The following is a 13,753-nucleotide window of genomic DNA, read 5'->3' as shown; positions in this document are numbered from 1 at the left end:
TTTTTAACTTGCAAGCGAAATCCTGGCCATTTTTCTTAGTCGACTGTTCTGCCTGAAAAACGTCATCGGTTATCCACAGAAACGGTGCATAACCCTGTGGGTGAGTGATATGGCTTTGTTAATCCGGTTTGTCCCTATGCAGTGCCCGCACGTTAGCCGGACCTTTCCACTCCCCTCCTCAATGGTTCAAATCAAGATTTGCATGTCTGCTCACAAAACAGACAGGTCAATTATCGATCAACATCACATTAATGTTTTATTAACATATCTACCATTGGTATTACCACTCAAGACCACTGGTGAATCGCATGGAAATCAAGCGCGAAGTAACGGAAAACTGCAGCGGGCATGACCACGTTGTTAAATTTTTACGCGAACAGCTGTTAAGCGGGGCATTAAAAGCAGGCGACAGCCTGTTACCCGAGCGCGAGCTGTCTGCAAAGTTAGGTGTAAGCCGTCCGGTATTGCGGGAAGCGCTGAGAGCGCTTGCCATGATAGGCGCGGTAGAGATTCGTCACGGGATCGGCACCGTTGTCACGAAACCGGATGTTTCGCTTTTCGGTGAATTTTTCACCTTCGTACTGGCTCATCAACCGAACGTGGTTGATGACGTTATGCAAGCCCGAATCGCCATTGAACGTCAGGCGATCCGCCTGGCCTGCCGCCGGGGAACACAGAGTGACTACGACAGGTTAGCCGACTGCCTGCGTGAGATAAGCGAAACGATCCATGTCCCGGAATCAGGTGGACGAGCTGATTTTCGCTTCCATGAAACCATTGTTAGCGCGTCAGGCTCGCCAACGCTTATCAGCATTTATCAGTCCATTAGCGTGCTGATGCAGCGTTCTCACCTCGACAGACGTGAACAAATTATTCAGGTGGAAGGTATTGAAGCGTTTCTCATTGACCATCACCGCGCCATTTTTGCCGCCATCGTCGAACGTGACGAAGACAAAGCCGATGAATTATTAAGTCGCCATTTTGAGATTGGTGCGGATTTTCGTCGTCGCGCCACCATTCGCATGGTCGGTTCCCAGTCCATTACTCCTACACCGTAAAAAGGATAAACAGATGCAGATCGTCATTGGCAGTGACCACGCCGGATTCCAGCTCAAACAAGAACTCATTCAGTGGCTGCAGCAGGCTGGCCATCAGATTAACGATATCGGGAGTTACAACCCCGATCCGGTGGATTTTCCTGACATTGCTTATGCCGTATGCAGCAAGGTGCGCGAGGAGAGCGGCCTGCGCGGGATCCTGGTTTGTGGTACTGGCGTGGGCGCGGTGATTGCCGCGAATAAAGTAAAAGGCATCCGCGCCGCCGTTTGTCATGACGTGCATTCAGCGCACCAGGCTGTTGAGCACGATGACGTGAATGTGATGTGCATCGGCGCACAGATCGTTGGCCCCTGGCTGGCGCGCGATCTCATAGACGCATTTTTGCAGGCGACATTTGTTCAGGATGCTGACTTCGTTCGCCGCGTCGAGAAACTGGCATTACTCGAACAACATAACTGATAAATCTGAAGGAAATCATAATGAAAACGATTCATTCCGGTGTTGTTGGCTTTCTTGGTTTAGGCGTGATGGGGCGCGAGATGGCACGCAATCTTGCGCAGGCTGGATATACCGTACGCGCGTTCGATATCGTCAGTAGCGCAGGCGATGCGTTACGTCCGTTCGGTATTGAAATTGTTAGCGACATCCCCTCCGCCGTCCGCGATGCCGATATCGTTATTTCAATGCTGCCGGACACGCCCCAGGTAGAAGAGATCGTGCGTGGCCCACAGGGACTGCTGTCTGTACCGCCACGCGGAAAACTGTATGTGGACATGAGCACCATTGCCCCTGATGCCACCCGCAAGCTGAGCCAGGCGCTCCTGGCCGTCGGTGTAACCATGCTTGATGCGCCCGTTTCCGGCGGACCGATTGGTGCTAAAAATGGCACGCTGACCATCATGGTGGGTGGTGATGCGAATGGTTTTGAGCGGGCCACGCCCTATCTGCGCGCCATGGGGACGACGTTAAATCATGTTGGCGCATCCGGTGCCGGGCAGACCGTGAAGCTGTGTAACCAGCTGATTTGCGGGATCAATATTCAGGCGATTTGCGAAGCACTGGCACTGGCGCGCGCCTGGGATATCAATTTGCCACAAATGCGGGAAGTGCTGCTGGGCGGTTCCGCAGCCTCATGGATGCTCGACAAACTGGGTCCGGCCATGATCGAAGGTGATACCTCTGCCGGTTTCCGCATCGATCTGATGATGAAAGATCTCCGTCTGGTTTTAGAAGCCGCGCAAAAGCATCCCGTTCCCCTTCCGGCGACCGCCCTTGTGGCGAGCCAGTACCAGAATGCGCAGGTCTATGGTGAAGGCGCGAATGGCAACCAGGCCCTGTTCAAAGTCTATGACCGGTTAACCGGCCAACAGACCGCAAACACAAATTAACCGGGGCGAAAGTCATGATGCTCGATTTCACAGCAATACTTTCACAATGGCAGCTCTTGCTGGACGGTGCGGAATTGACCGCCAAACTGGCCTTAGTGACGACAGTGACGGGTTTTCTGATAGGCACGCTCTGTGCCATTGCCCGACGCTCTCAATCCAGAGTGTTTGCGAGAGTCGCGGCTATCTATGTTGAATCCATTCGCAATACGCCATTTTTGGTACAGATATTTCTTGTTTATTTTGGCCTGTCGAGCATGGGTTTTTCGTTTAGCGCCTTCACCGTCTCTGTGATTGCACTGACGATTAATGTAGGCGCCTATACCGCAGAAATTATGCGTGCCGGGTTTGAATCCGTGCATAAAGGGCAATGGGAGGCCGCTGAAACCCTGGGATTAACCAAATGGCAGCAATACTGGCATGTCGCATTACGACCCGCGATCGAGCGCGTTTATCCTTCGTTGACCAGCCAGTTTATTTTATTAATGCTGGCCTCATCGGTGACCTCGCAAATATCCACTGAAGAACTCACCGCGACCGCTAACTTTATTCAATCAGAAACCTACCGCCCCTTTGAAACTTTCGTGATTGTGGCGGGGATTTATATCGCGCTCTCGTTGTTAATGCGGCTGATATTCTGGCTGTTTGGACAGGCCATTTTCCCTCGCCGTCGCCGGCTTGGCACCATGATTTAGGGAGTCATGACGATGAATATTCCCCTCAATTTCGCCCATATTCAATTTCTGCTGGAAGGCACGCTGTGGACAATAGTCCTGTCACTCATGGCGTTCGGCGGCGGTGGAATAATGGGGTTTCTGATAGCATTGGGCCGCATCGCACCGGTTCGTGTCATACGGCTGGTCGTTTCAGCATGGGTGCAGTTAATTCAGGGAACGCCTCTGCTGATTATCATGTTTATGGTCTATTTCGGATTGCCGCAACTGGGCATGACGATTTCGCCTTTATTGGCCGCCGGCCTGTCTCTCACCATTTATGCGAGCGCCTATCTGGGCGAAATCTGGCGAGGCTGCATTCAGGCCGTTCCCCGCGCGCAATGGGAGGCGGCTGAATGTCTGGCACTTTCCAGTACGCAACGCATGTTTAAAGTCGTACTGCCGCAGGCCATCAAGCTTGCCACACCGCCAACCGTGGGATTTTCGGTTCAAATCATCAAAAACACGTCACTGGCTTCTGTCGTGGGGTTTGTCGAACTGGCGCGAGCCGGGCAACTGATCAATAACTCGATTTTTGAGCCATTTATTATCTATCTCATTGTTGCTGCATTGTATTTTTGTCTGTGCTTTCCCGTATCGGTATTAAGCCGCCGGCTTGAGCAGGGCGCGCCAGAGAAAAACGTTAAGTCTGTACAAACGGTGAGTCCACGAATCAATTAAGTGCTGAAGGTTAATACTATGCCCATTATTACTCTCAGAAACGTACACAAAAGCTTTGGCAACAATCCTGTGCTGAAAAACGTCTCTTTTTCCGTGAATCAGGGGCAGGTTGTGGCACTGATTGGTGCCAGCGGTTCAGGCAAAAGTACTGCGCTGCGCTGTATTGATCGACTGGAAACCATCAATGGCGGCAGCATTGAAGTCTGTGGGCACAAGGTTGAAGATCCACATCTCAACCTGCGCAAGTTGCGCCAGGACGTCGGGATTGTGTTCCAGAGTTACAACCTGTTTCCCCATTTGACGATAGAGCAAAATATTACGTTAGGCCCTGTCTCCGTCCAAAAGATGGCTAAAGCTGAAGCCAAAAGGCTGGCGCTGTCCGTACTCAACCAGGTGGGCCTGGCCGACAAGGCAGACAGCTATCCAGAGCAACTCTCGGGCGGGCAGCAGCAGCGCGCAGCCATCGCGCGCTCCCTGGCAATGAAACCAAAAGTGATGTTGTTTGATGAAGTGACATCGGCATTAGACCCAAAACTCACCGGAGAAGTCCTGCGCGTTATTGAGCGCCTGGCGGGAAGTGGCATGACCATGATTATGGTCACCCACGAAATGAATTTCGCCCGTCGGGTCGCCGATAAAATTATCTTTATGCATCAGGGTACCGTCCATGAAAGCGGCACGGTAGATATCCTGAAAACGCCGGGCACGGCGGCATTACAGGAATTTATTTCTAACGATTTGTGAACCACTCACCCAGCGAAATATCCCTACGAAGGAAAATAATATGAGCCCTGCAAAAAAAATCTTACTGCTCGTGTCGTTACTGTCCACCGTTATCACCCTTCCTGCCTCGGCAAATGTCCTGGAAGAAATTCAAAAACGAGGTGAAATACGCGTTGCCACCGATTTATCCATTCCACCTTCAGGAATGTTGGATGCCTCAATGAAGCCGGTTGGATCCGATGTTGAAACCGCGGAGCTGTTGGCTAAGGACTGGGGTGTGAAACTGAAATTCATTGAAACAACAGGTCCGACGCGGATACCTAATTTACAGACCGGGAAGGCCGATATCATCATATCCACCCTTTCCGTTACGCCACAGCGAGCGCAGGTTATTGACTTTAGCCGAGCCTATGCGGGGTTACGATCGGTTATTGGTGCTCCGGCAGCCACGAAAATAAGCGACTGGGGCGATTTAAAAGGACATGCAATTACCGTCACCCGGGGCACCACTCAGGATTCAATGCTGACCAAAGATGCGATGAAAAATGGTGTGACCATTCAACGCTACGATGACGATGCTACGCTGGTTACGGCGGCGGTGAGTGGTCAGGCTTACGCTGTCGCTACCTCTGCCACACTGGTTAATCAGATTAAGAAGCAAAACCCTAAGTTGGCATTTGAACCTAAAATGACCCTTACCGTATTTGATTTAGCCATTGGCCTGAAAAAGAATGAACCAGAGCTAAAAGAAAAACTCGATCAGTGGATTGTCACTAATCTCAAAAACGGGAAGCTGAATGCCATTTACGAAAAGTATCATGGCGAACCTATTCCGGCAGAGATCATTAGCAGACCATAATTTATTTGACGCGACCGTGCTTAAATAAAATCATACCGGGCATCCAGATATTATACCCGGACATCAGGGAGCTATCTGGATGCACGTATTACCCGTTAATGAATAATGTAACGACGTCCGCTGTTTTGCTTTGGCGTTACAGGTAATGACGCAACCCAGGTCAACTCACCGCTTTCACAATAAATGTCACAACGCCAAAGATATCCAGGGCATCCTCACTGCCGATGATGATGGGTGAATAAGCGCAATTCATAGGATTAAGCTGAACAGTGGGCCGCAACTGCAACCGCTTAACCGTAAACTCCCTCTCCACCGCCGCAATCACGATATCCCCGTGGCGGGCAGTGCGTGAACTGTCCACCACCAGCAGATCGCCATCGCCGATCCCCGCGTCGATCATTGAGTCGCCAGCCGCTTTCACAAAATAGGTCGAACTGGGATGCGGAATAAGTAACTTGTTGAGATCGATACGTTGCTCAACATAATCGGTCGCCGGGCTGGGAAATCCGCACGGAACCCGCTCGCTGAAAAGGGGGACGGCGATGGCTTCACGCCATTGCGCAGGTCTGTACAACGTCATAATGCACACCTTTAATACTGTTTTTATATACAGTAATTTCAACTAGGGCTGGGATCAAGTCATTGGCAAAACGCCGCGGCGCAAAGTTTCGCCGTATTGCGCGTAAGCATTTATTGATCCTGCAAATATACTGTTTGTAAATTTTTGCGCAGAATGACGACGTCCGTCCATTTTAGAGCGGGCATTGTGCGGAGCGCGTTTTCGGGACACATAAAAAAACCGGCTAATGGCAGCCGGTTTCCTCTTTGCGTGGCGTCACTTACCAACCACAGACGTCGTGTTCATTTTCCGTATCGTAAGAGCGCACGGTATTGACGAGATCTTTCACCACCTCGGCGGCGACGTCAGGCACCAGTAAGGTCATTGGCGCTTCGGTTTCGTAATCGACAGAAACGCCGTTGCTGTTATTCGTCACGGTGACGGTATAGGTTGCTTTGCCCATGATTATTTCTTCCCGGTATGAATGACTTTTCGTTGATTCGCGCTTTCCATCAGGACCTCTGGCGCGACGAAAAAGTCGATATTGAAATAAGTGTCATCGGTCATCACTTCGATGTTGTGCCACTTTTCCGGTGGAAACACACCAAACTGACCCGCTTCGATGATCATCACCGTTTCCGCTTCTGGACTGTGTTCATCCGCATACCCGAGATATTTGACCGCCCCCTGCATCACCGACAGACGGGGATACACTCCCGGTCGGGTTCCTTTATCAAGATGGCGTTCGAAAATTCCGGCAGGTGCCGTTTCTTTGTTCCAGAACGGCGTGGCACGTGTGTGGATATGATTTTGTGGAATCTGAAGCATGTCCTTCCCTCTTCCAGTCGGTAGGATGCGATTGTGAGTAAACCGCTGTTCCAGAAAGGTTACGCTTCATAACTGGCATTTTAAATACCATTTATTGGTTACTTTTTGCAGGACGCCAAAATGGACTATTCATTGGGATACCGAAACAAAAAGCCCGCCTGTGCGGCGGGCCTCCTGGCTTACGACTGCAATGTCGCCAGCCGCGCGGCGAAACCGACAAAAATCAGGCCGATTAGCGAGTTTCCGACCTTCGCCAGTTTCTTTTTGGTACGAATGTACTGCGTAACAAAGGCCCCCGAAACGATCAGGAAGCTCAGGTAGCAGAAGCTCACCACTTCAAGCGTGGTCGCTAAGATGAAGAATGACAGTCCCGCATGTGGGGCATTCACATCAATGAACTGCACAAAGAAGGAAACATAGAACAGAATAGCTTTCGGGTTCGTCAGGCTCAGCACCAACGCACGTTTAAAAATGGCGCCAAAGGGAACCGCCTCTTCAGCAGCGTCGCCGCCTTTTGCTTTAAGCGTGGCATAGAGGATTTTTGCGCCCAGATAAAGCAGGTAAAAGGCACCGAGATAGCGGACGATATTAAACAATACTGGCGTTGTTTTAATCAGCGTTGCCACCCCGGCATACGCCAGAAACATGAGCACCGCATCGCCAATAAATACGCCGCTTGCCGCAAGGTACCCGCCCTTCATTCCACGTCCGACGCTGTTTTTCAGCACAAATATCGTGTTCGGTCCAGGGACGAGGACAATAAAAATAGCCCCGACCAGATAAGTCCAATAATTCAGTACACCATACTCTGCAAACACGTTAACCTCTTCTTCCTGAAACCACTTTTTCGCTTAACCGCGAAACAATATGCTAACGGATGCCCCTGCTCAAGGGAAGCGCTTTACCGACGCCTTTATTTCAGTGAAAAGGTTGGATAGCGCTCGGCAAAATAGTGGCGTAAGAATTCCACCGTAATACGCACTTTGGCCGATGTGGCCAGTCGTGAAACATACACCGCCCAGATATTGGCCGGCTGGTAATATTCCGGCAGAACATGCACCAGATGACCGCTGGCAATGTTATCACAGACATCCCACCAGGAGCGCAGCGCAATCCCCTGCCCGTCGAGGCACCATTGGTGCACAATTTCGCCATGATTTGATGACAGCGGCCCGGTCACCTTAATGACGTGCTCCCCCTCTTTATTTTGCAATTGCCAGATCCCAAAGGGGTGGTCGCGCTCTTTGATCACTAAGCAGGAGCAGGTGGCAAGATCGGCAAGCTGTTTTGGCGTACCGTACTGCGCCAGGAACGCGGGAGAAGCGCAGAGGATTCGATAGTTCGTCCCCAACCGGCGAGCGATCAGGTTCGGCGCAATGTCATCGCCAATGCGGATGTCGAGATCGACGCCTTCATTGGCCAAATCCACCAACCGGTCTTCCACATCAAAACGCAGCTCCAGTTGCGGATACTGCCTTGCCAGTGCGGACAGCGCAGGTGCCACAACCTGCCGGCCAAACCCAAAGCTACTGATGATTCGCAACATTCCTTGCGGAACCTGACGGACATCAGAGAGTTCATCCATCATCTGATCGACATCGTGCAGAATGCGCTGCGCCCATTCATAGATGCGCTCGCCCTCTTCCGTAATGGTGACGCGACGCGTAGTGCGGTGCAGCAAAACCACATTCAGGTTCTGTTCAAGCAGCGCAATACGTTTACTGACATAGGCCGGTGAAACACCCAGTTCCTGGGCAACGGCGGCAAATCCCGCCCGTCGGGCGACCAGAATAAAGACGCGCAAATCAGTCAGCAAAGGAGGATTATTCATGATCTGTGTTTTATGTTTCACCAGTTGAAGAGATTAACTGTCGATCAGTCAATTATAGGATAAGGAGGAAGTCAATTTCGCTACCCTACAAGTGAGAACTGGTATGAAGAAAACCTGTCGTATTGCCGCGATTCCCGGTGATGGTATCGGTAAGGAAGTGCTGCCAGAAGGCATTCGCGTTTTGCAGACGGCCGCCAGACGTTGGGACCTGTCGCTCAGCGTGGAGACGTTCGAATGGGCCAGCTGTGATTATTACCTTGAGCACGGGAAAATGATGCCGGATGACTGGCGCGAGCAGTTATCCTCCTTTGACGCCATTTACTTTGGCGCCGTCGGCTGGCCGGACACGGTTCCGGACCATATTTCCCTGTGGGGTTCGCTGCTAAAATTCCGTCGGGAATTCGATCAGTATGTGAATCTGCGCCCGGTTCGCCTCTTCCCCGGCGTGCCCTGCCCGCTGGCCGGCAAGAAGCCGGGCGACATTGATTTCTACGTCGTGCGTGAAAACACCGAAGGGGAATATTCTTCGCTGGGCGGACATATTAATCCGGGCACCGAGCATGAGGTGGTCATCCAGGAATCCGTTTTCACCCGCCGGGGCGTGGATCGAATTCTGCGTTATGCGTTTGAATTAGCTCAAAGCCGTCCGCGAAAAACGCTGACGTCAGCGACCAAATCCAACGGTCTGGCGATCAGTATGCCGTTCTGGGATGAACGCGTGGAGCTTATGGCGCAGCACTATCCCGATATCCACTGGGACAAGCAGCACATTGATATTCTTTGCGCCCGCTTTGTGATGCAACCGGAGCGCTTCGATGTGGTGGTTGCCTCGAACCTGTTTGGCGACATTCTTTCCGATCTCGGCCCGGCGTGTACCGGCACCATCGGCATTGCCCCCTCGGCTAACCTGAACCCTGAGCGCACTTTCCCGTCGTTATTCGAACCGGTACATGGTTCCGCCCCGGATATTTATGGCAAAAACCTCGCCAATCCGATTGCGACTATCTGGGCTGGGGCGATGATGCTCGATTTCCTCGGCGCAGGAGATGCGAAGTACACCGCCGCACACGACGGGATTCTGGCGGCGATTGAGCAGGTGATCGCCAGCGGACCTAAAACACCGGATTTGCAGGGGAGTGCCTCAACACAACAGGTCGGTGAAGCGATCTGCGCGAGGATATAAGGGTTCAATGCCTGATGGCGCTGCGCTTATCAGGCCTACGGTTGAGAGTCTGTAGGCCTAATCAGGCGTAGCCACCATCCGGCAAAAACATTAAAGCGGATACTCTGCCAGCAACGCGTTGAGCGTCGTCGCCATCAACGCCGCCCGCCAGCCAGAAATCAATTCAGGCTCTGTATTCTGCGGTTTTAACTTCCAGTGCCAGTTGAGCAACTGGTTGATCTGACGGCGCGACGCCAGCAGCTCTGCGCTGACGTTATGTTCCGCACTCACTTGCGTGACAAGCGCCTTGATCGCCTTAAACGCTTTACGATAACCCGGCATGTCCATCAGATTCAGCAGCGGTTCCGGCAGGGCCTCTTCCGGCAGCGCCTGCGCTTGAGCCACCAGTGAAAGCAGCGTCTTACCGTGGAAGCGAATTTCACTGCCGGAAAGCCCCAGGCTATCGAGTTCGCCCATGCTGCCAGGCATATAACGCGCCACGGACCACAGATGCTCTTCGCGAACCACGAAGTTCACGGCCAGATCGCGCTCACGCGCTTTACGCAGACGCCAGTTGGCGAGCAGTTGCAGGCAGGCCAGTTGGCGCGTGCGTAGCTGCCAGGCGTTAGTGATGTCGCGCCAGGCGTCCTCGGGCGCGAGGATTTCCTGACGACGCGTTTGCATCAGGCGGCACTCATCCAGCGCCGCAGACAACCAGCCCGCAGCCTCGGTTTCCGCCATCAGTTTTCCGGCAATCGGCAACAGATACCAGACATCCGCTGCGGCGTATTCACACTGACGCTCAGTCAGCGGTCGCGCCAGCCAGTCAGTACGCGACTCGCTCTTATCCAGCGCCACGCCGGTGTACTCTTCCACCATCGATGCAAAGCCCCACGACAGCGGGCGGCCGCAAAATGCGGCCAGGATTTGCGTGTCAATCAGCGGTTGCGGCAGTTCGCCGAACGCATTCAGAAAGACTTCCAGATCTTCACTACCCGCGTGCAGAAATTTGGTAATGGCGGTGTCGCGCAGAATCGCTTTCAGCGGCGACCAGTCGCTAATGCCGTGCGGGTCGATCAGTGCAACATGTTCGCCGTCAAACAGCTGGATCAGGCCCAACTGCGGATAATAGGTACGGGTACGAACAAACTCAGTATCCAGGGCAATCGCAGGAAACGCACGGACCGCTTCGCACAGGGTTGCCAGCGCGTCGTCAGTGGTGATCATTTGGTAATTCAAATTGCATTCTCTTCGGTTTACGCCAAAAAAAACGCCGGATTCACCCGGCGTCAGATTGCTGACAAAGAAGGGAAAAAACGTGGTTTTTCCTTCTTTGTGGTTATCAGCCGAAAATCAATAAATTGATTTTCCTGGTTTTAATAAGGTGATCTCTGCTTGTCCGGTATCGGAGCAAGGTTTGCGATCACTCTCACGCCGGATTCACCCGGCGTTTGACGTGTTGCTTAACGCTCAGCCCTTATTGTCCACTTTGGCGCGGGCTTCGTCACGCAATTCTCGACGTAAAATTTTGCCGACGTTTGATTTCGGCAGTTCATCGCGGAATTCAACCAGTTTCGGGACTTTATAGCCCGTGAGCTGACGGCGGCAGAAGGTGACCAGCGCTTCCTCAGTGAGCGAAGCCTCTTTTTTCACCACAAAAATCTTCACCGCTTCGCCACTGCTGCCGGACGGAACGCCGACGGCAGCCACTTCCAGCACCCCCGGATGCTGCATCACCACATCTTCTATCTCATTCGGATAAACGTTAAAGCCGGAGACCAGAATCATATCTTTCTTACGGTCGACAATGCGCAGGAATCCTTCATCATCCATGACCGCGATGTCGCCCGTGTGCAGCCAGCCGTTCTTGATGATCTCATCCGTCGCGTCAGGACGCTGCCAGTAGCCCAGCATCACCTGCGGTCCTTTCACGCACAGTTCACCCGGCTGATCCGGAGAAACTTCGTTGTCGTCGTCATCCACCAGTTTGGCTTCGGTCGACGGCACCGGCAAGCCGATGCTGCCACTGTGATAATCAATATCGTGCGGGTTAACACTGACCAACGGCGCACATTCGGTCAACCCGTAGCCTTCAAGCAGATACTGTCCGGTCAGCTTAACCCATCGTTCAGCCACCGCCTGTTGTACCGGCATACCGCCGCCCGCAGAAAGATGCAAAGAGGAGAAATCCAGCTGCTGGAACTCTTTATTGTTCAACAAGGCGTTAAACAAGGTATTCACGCCGGTCATGGCGGTAAACGGATACTTCGCCAGCTCTTTTACCAGACCCGGAATATCGCGCGGGTTGGTGATAAGCAGGTTCTGTCCCCCCAGTTCAATAAACAGCAGGCAGTTCATGGTCAGGGCAAAAATGTGGTACAGCGGCAGCGCGGTCACCACCAGCTCTTTACCCGGGTGCAAAAGTGGCCCGTAAGTGGCTTTCACCTGCTCCAGGTTAGCCAGCATGTTGCGGTGCGTCAGCATCGCCCCTTTCGCCACCCCGGTCGTCCCGCCGGTGTACTGCAAAAACGCCAGATCCGCAGAAACCACTTCCGGCTTCACATACTGCATACGGTAACCGGCGTGCAGCGCACTGCGAAAAGAGATCGCATCCGGCAGATGATATTTCGGCACCAGTCGTTTGATGTACTTCACAACGAAGTTCACCAGCGTGCCTTTGGCCGTGGAAAGCTGGTCGCCCATACGGGTCAGAATGACGTGCTTAACGCTGGTTTTATCAACCACTTTTTCCAGGGTATGGGCGAAGTTGGAGACAATCACAATCGCCGCCGCGCCGCTGTCGTTTAGCTGATGCTCCAGTTCGCGCGGGGTATAAAGCGGGTTGACGTTCACCACGATCATCCCGGCGCGCAAAATGCCAAACAGCGCCACCGGATATTGCAGCAGGTTTGGCATCATCAGCGCGACGCGGTCGCCTTTTTTCAGCCCCAGCCCCTGCTGCAGGTAAGCAGAGAAGGCGCGACTACGCTCCTCCAGCTTGCGGAAGGTCATCACCTCCCCCATGTTCATAAACGCCGGCTGATCGGCATAGCGCGCGACAGCATGTTCAAACAGTTCCACCAGGGATTGATAACGGTCAGGATTGATCTCCGCAGGCACATCCGCGGGATAACGGTTTAACCAAACCTTCTTCACTGCATCACCTCTAAAATGAGTGTTCGTCGTCATCTCAACCCCAGATAATAAACAAGTCGTTAACATAATATTAACTCAGCGTACCAGTTTATTAATCACTCAACTGAAAGGTTGCGAAGCGCGTCACTATTTATTTTTGTTATGACGTTAATAAAACAGAAACAGCGGACCAGCCGCTGTTTCTTTTACTGATAATACAACGCGTTACTCTGTGACTATCGTTTGAACCTGTGCTGGGCCCGGGTTATACCATCCCCAACCGCCATAGCCATACGGCCAGCCTCTTCTCCCGCCGTAGAACCATGGGTCGATCGGTTGCGGTGGCATCACCACCTGCTGAGCAAGCCGCCAGCGCTTGTAACCCGACACGTCCATCGTCATGAATTTGTACGGCGTATTACCCACTTTGCCTTCGACGGTACCGGTAATCGGTCCCACAACGGTCACCAGTTGCCCCCGGAAATCGACCGGATCAAGGAACCCATTCACATTGGCGTAAATACGCCCGCGCGAGGGTTCGCCCAGAATGGGGCGCGCACCGCTATCGAGCGGAACGGTCGCAATTTCCAGCCGGGTTTTCCCCTGCTGGTTTTGAATGTCCACCACTTTGCCGCCAAAGCGCGCTTCCTGACCCACGTACAGTTGCGGGGCATTCATCACTCGTACCAGATCGTCTTGTGGCGTGGGGCTGGAGCCCTTAATCGCATCCGGAACCGTGACGCACCCGCTCAACATGAGCGCAATCGCTCCCGCGAGCAGGCCTTTAACAACTTGTTTTTGAACCGCCATACTGCGAC

Annotated in this window: 16 protein-coding genes; 8 read left to right on the top strand and 8 right to left on the bottom strand. The window is 52.8% G+C overall.

Translation table 11 applies throughout. The features are described from left to right. Nucleotides 1-308: 308 nt before the first annotated feature. From GBC03_15805 to GBC03_15775, 7 genes are read left to right on the top strand one after another with little or no spacing between them, the layout of a single operon-like run. Nucleotides 309-1,058, top strand: coding sequence for an FCD domain-containing protein (locus tag GBC03_15805; GenBank protein ID QFS71567.1), 750 nt, complete (start codon nucleotides 309-311; stop codon nucleotides 1,056-1,058). Between the two features lie 13 nt (nucleotides 1,059-1,071). Further along, nucleotides 1,072-1,518, top strand: coding sequence for a ribose 5-phosphate isomerase B (gene rpiB / locus GBC03_15800; GenBank protein QFS71566.1), 447 nt, complete (start codon nucleotides 1,072-1,074; stop codon nucleotides 1,516-1,518). Nucleotides 1,519-1,538: 20 nt separating this feature from the next. Continuing rightward, nucleotides 1,539-2,447, top strand: a complete 909-nt coding sequence (locus GBC03_15795) for an NAD-binding protein (GenBank protein QFS71565.1) — start codon at nucleotides 1,539-1,541, stop codon at nucleotides 2,445-2,447. Nucleotides 2,448-2,461: 14 nt separating this feature from the next. Next, on the top strand, nucleotides 2,462-3,139 hold the full coding sequence (locus GBC03_15790) for an ABC transporter permease subunit (protein QFS71564.1): 678 nt from the start codon (nucleotides 2,462-2,464) through the stop codon (nucleotides 3,137-3,139). A 12-nt stretch (nucleotides 3,140-3,151) separates the two neighbouring features. Then, the gene (locus GBC03_15785) at nucleotides 3,152-3,838 is read left to right on the top strand and encodes an ABC transporter permease subunit (protein ID QFS71563.1); all 687 of its coding nucleotides are present in this window, start codon (nucleotides 3,152-3,154) and stop codon (nucleotides 3,836-3,838) included. Between the two features lie 18 nt (nucleotides 3,839-3,856). After that, nucleotides 3,857-4,582 (top strand): ATP-binding cassette domain-containing protein, encoded by a 726-nt coding sequence (locus GBC03_15780; GenBank protein ID QFS71562.1) that lies wholly within the window; start codon nucleotides 3,857-3,859, stop codon nucleotides 4,580-4,582. 40 nt (nucleotides 4,583-4,622) lie between these two features. Then, nucleotides 4,623-5,420 carry a transporter substrate-binding domain-containing protein gene (locus GBC03_15775; protein QFS71561.1) on the top strand — a complete coding sequence of 266 codons (798 nt, stop codon included), beginning with the start codon at nucleotides 4,623-4,625 and terminating at the stop codon, nucleotides 5,418-5,420. A gap of 160 nt (nucleotides 5,421-5,580) precedes the next feature. Here GBC03_15775 and umuD read toward each other — a convergent pair whose 3' ends face one another. The 5 genes from umuD to GBC03_15750 form a co-directional block, all read right to left on the bottom strand. Then, nucleotides 5,581-6,000, bottom strand: a complete 420-nt coding sequence (umuD, locus tag GBC03_15770) for a translesion error-prone DNA polymerase V autoproteolytic subunit (GenBank protein QFS71560.1) — start codon at nucleotides 5,998-6,000, stop codon at nucleotides 5,581-5,583. Between the two features lie 259 nt (nucleotides 6,001-6,259). Next, a complete protein-coding gene (locus tag GBC03_15765; protein ID QFS71559.1) occupies nucleotides 6,260-6,442 on the bottom strand; it encodes a DUF1869 domain-containing protein in 183 nt (60 codons plus the stop codon). Between the two features lie 2 nt (nucleotides 6,443-6,444). Next, nucleotides 6,445-6,807: a DUF1971 domain-containing protein gene (locus GBC03_15760; GenBank protein ID QFS71558.1), complete on the bottom strand. Its 363-nt coding sequence runs from the start codon at nucleotides 6,805-6,807 to the stop codon at nucleotides 6,445-6,447. A 179-nt stretch (nucleotides 6,808-6,986) separates the two neighbouring features. Then, nucleotides 6,987-7,625 carry a leucine efflux protein LeuE gene (gene leuE / locus GBC03_15755; GenBank protein ID QFS71557.1) on the bottom strand — a complete coding sequence of 213 codons (639 nt, stop codon included), beginning with the start codon at nucleotides 7,623-7,625 and terminating at the stop codon, nucleotides 6,987-6,989. A gap of 95 nt (nucleotides 7,626-7,720) precedes the next feature. After that, complete coding sequence (locus GBC03_15750; GenBank protein QFS71556.1) at nucleotides 7,721-8,638, bottom strand: LysR family transcriptional regulator; 918 nt, start codon at nucleotides 8,636-8,638, stop codon at nucleotides 7,721-7,723. A gap of 103 nt (nucleotides 8,639-8,741) precedes the next feature. Here GBC03_15750 and GBC03_15745 point away from each other — a divergent pair, with 103 nt between their 5' ends. Then, on the top strand, nucleotides 8,742-9,821 hold the full coding sequence (locus GBC03_15745) for a tartrate dehydrogenase (GenBank protein ID QFS71555.1): 1,080 nt from the start codon (nucleotides 8,742-8,744) through the stop codon (nucleotides 9,819-9,821). Between the two features lie 90 nt (nucleotides 9,822-9,911). On the opposite strand, the gene GBC03_15740 is transcribed toward GBC03_15745, so the two are convergent. From GBC03_15740 to GBC03_15730, 3 genes are all read right to left on the bottom strand, one after another. Beyond that, the gene (locus GBC03_15740) at nucleotides 9,912-11,039 is read right to left on the bottom strand and encodes a ribonuclease D (GenBank protein QFS71554.1); all 1,128 of its coding nucleotides are present in this window, start codon (nucleotides 11,037-11,039) and stop codon (nucleotides 9,912-9,914) included. 231 nt (nucleotides 11,040-11,270) lie between these two features. Then, nucleotides 11,271-12,956: a long-chain-fatty-acid--CoA ligase FadD gene (gene fadD / locus GBC03_15735; GenBank protein QFS71553.1), complete on the bottom strand. Its 1,686-nt coding sequence runs from the start codon at nucleotides 12,954-12,956 to the stop codon at nucleotides 11,271-11,273. 204 nt (nucleotides 12,957-13,160) lie between these two features. After that, complete coding sequence (locus GBC03_15730; GenBank protein ID QFS71552.1) at nucleotides 13,161-13,745, bottom strand: Slp family lipoprotein; 585 nt, start codon at nucleotides 13,743-13,745, stop codon at nucleotides 13,161-13,163. Nucleotides 13,746-13,753 lie beyond the last annotated feature (8 nt).

Origin of the sequence: Citrobacter telavivensis, assembly GCA_009363175.1 — a bacterium.
GTDB lineage: Bacteria > Pseudomonadota > Gammaproteobacteria > Enterobacterales > Enterobacteriaceae > Citrobacter_A > Citrobacter_A telavivensis.
Note: the sequence above shows the minus strand (reverse complement) of the source record. Positions and strands in the feature narration are given on the sequence as shown.

Bases quoted from the DNA above. Each gene is read 5' to 3' on its own strand.
- GBC03_15805 (QFS71567.1), top strand. From the start codon at position 309: ATGGAAATCAAGCGCGAAGTAACGGAAAACTGCAGCGGGCATGACCAC.
- rpiB (QFS71566.1), top strand. From the start codon at position 1,072: ATGCAGATCGTCATTGGCAGTGACCACGCCGGATTCCAGCTCAAACAA.
- GBC03_15795 (QFS71565.1), top strand. From the start codon at position 1,539: ATGAAAACGATTCATTCCGGTGTTGTTGGCTTTCTTGGTTTAGGCGTG.
- GBC03_15790 (QFS71564.1), top strand. From the start codon at position 2,462: ATGATGCTCGATTTCACAGCAATACTTTCACAATGGCAGCTCTTGCTG.
- GBC03_15785 (QFS71563.1), top strand. From the start codon at position 3,152: ATGAATATTCCCCTCAATTTCGCCCATATTCAATTTCTGCTGGAAGGC.
- GBC03_15780 (QFS71562.1), top strand. From the start codon at position 3,857: ATGCCCATTATTACTCTCAGAAACGTACACAAAAGCTTTGGCAACAAT.
- GBC03_15775 (QFS71561.1), top strand. From the start codon at position 4,623: ATGAGCCCTGCAAAAAAAATCTTACTGCTCGTGTCGTTACTGTCCACC.
- umuD (QFS71560.1), bottom strand. From the start codon at position 6,000: ATGACGTTGTACAGACCTGCGCAATGGCGTGAAGCCATCGCCGTCCCC.
- GBC03_15765 (QFS71559.1), bottom strand. From the start codon at position 6,442: ATGGGCAAAGCAACCTATACCGTCACCGTGACGAATAACAGCAACGGC.
- GBC03_15760 (QFS71558.1), bottom strand. From the start codon at position 6,807: ATGCTTCAGATTCCACAAAATCATATCCACACACGTGCCACGCCGTTC.
- GBC03_15750 (QFS71556.1), bottom strand. From the start codon at position 8,638: ATGAATAATCCTCCTTTGCTGACTGATTTGCGCGTCTTTATTCTGGTC.
- GBC03_15745 (QFS71555.1), top strand. From the start codon at position 8,742: ATGAAGAAAACCTGTCGTATTGCCGCGATTCCCGGTGATGGTATCGGT.
- GBC03_15730 (QFS71552.1), bottom strand. From the start codon at position 13,745: ATGGCGGTTCAAAAACAAGTTGTTAAAGGCCTGCTCGCGGGAGCGATT.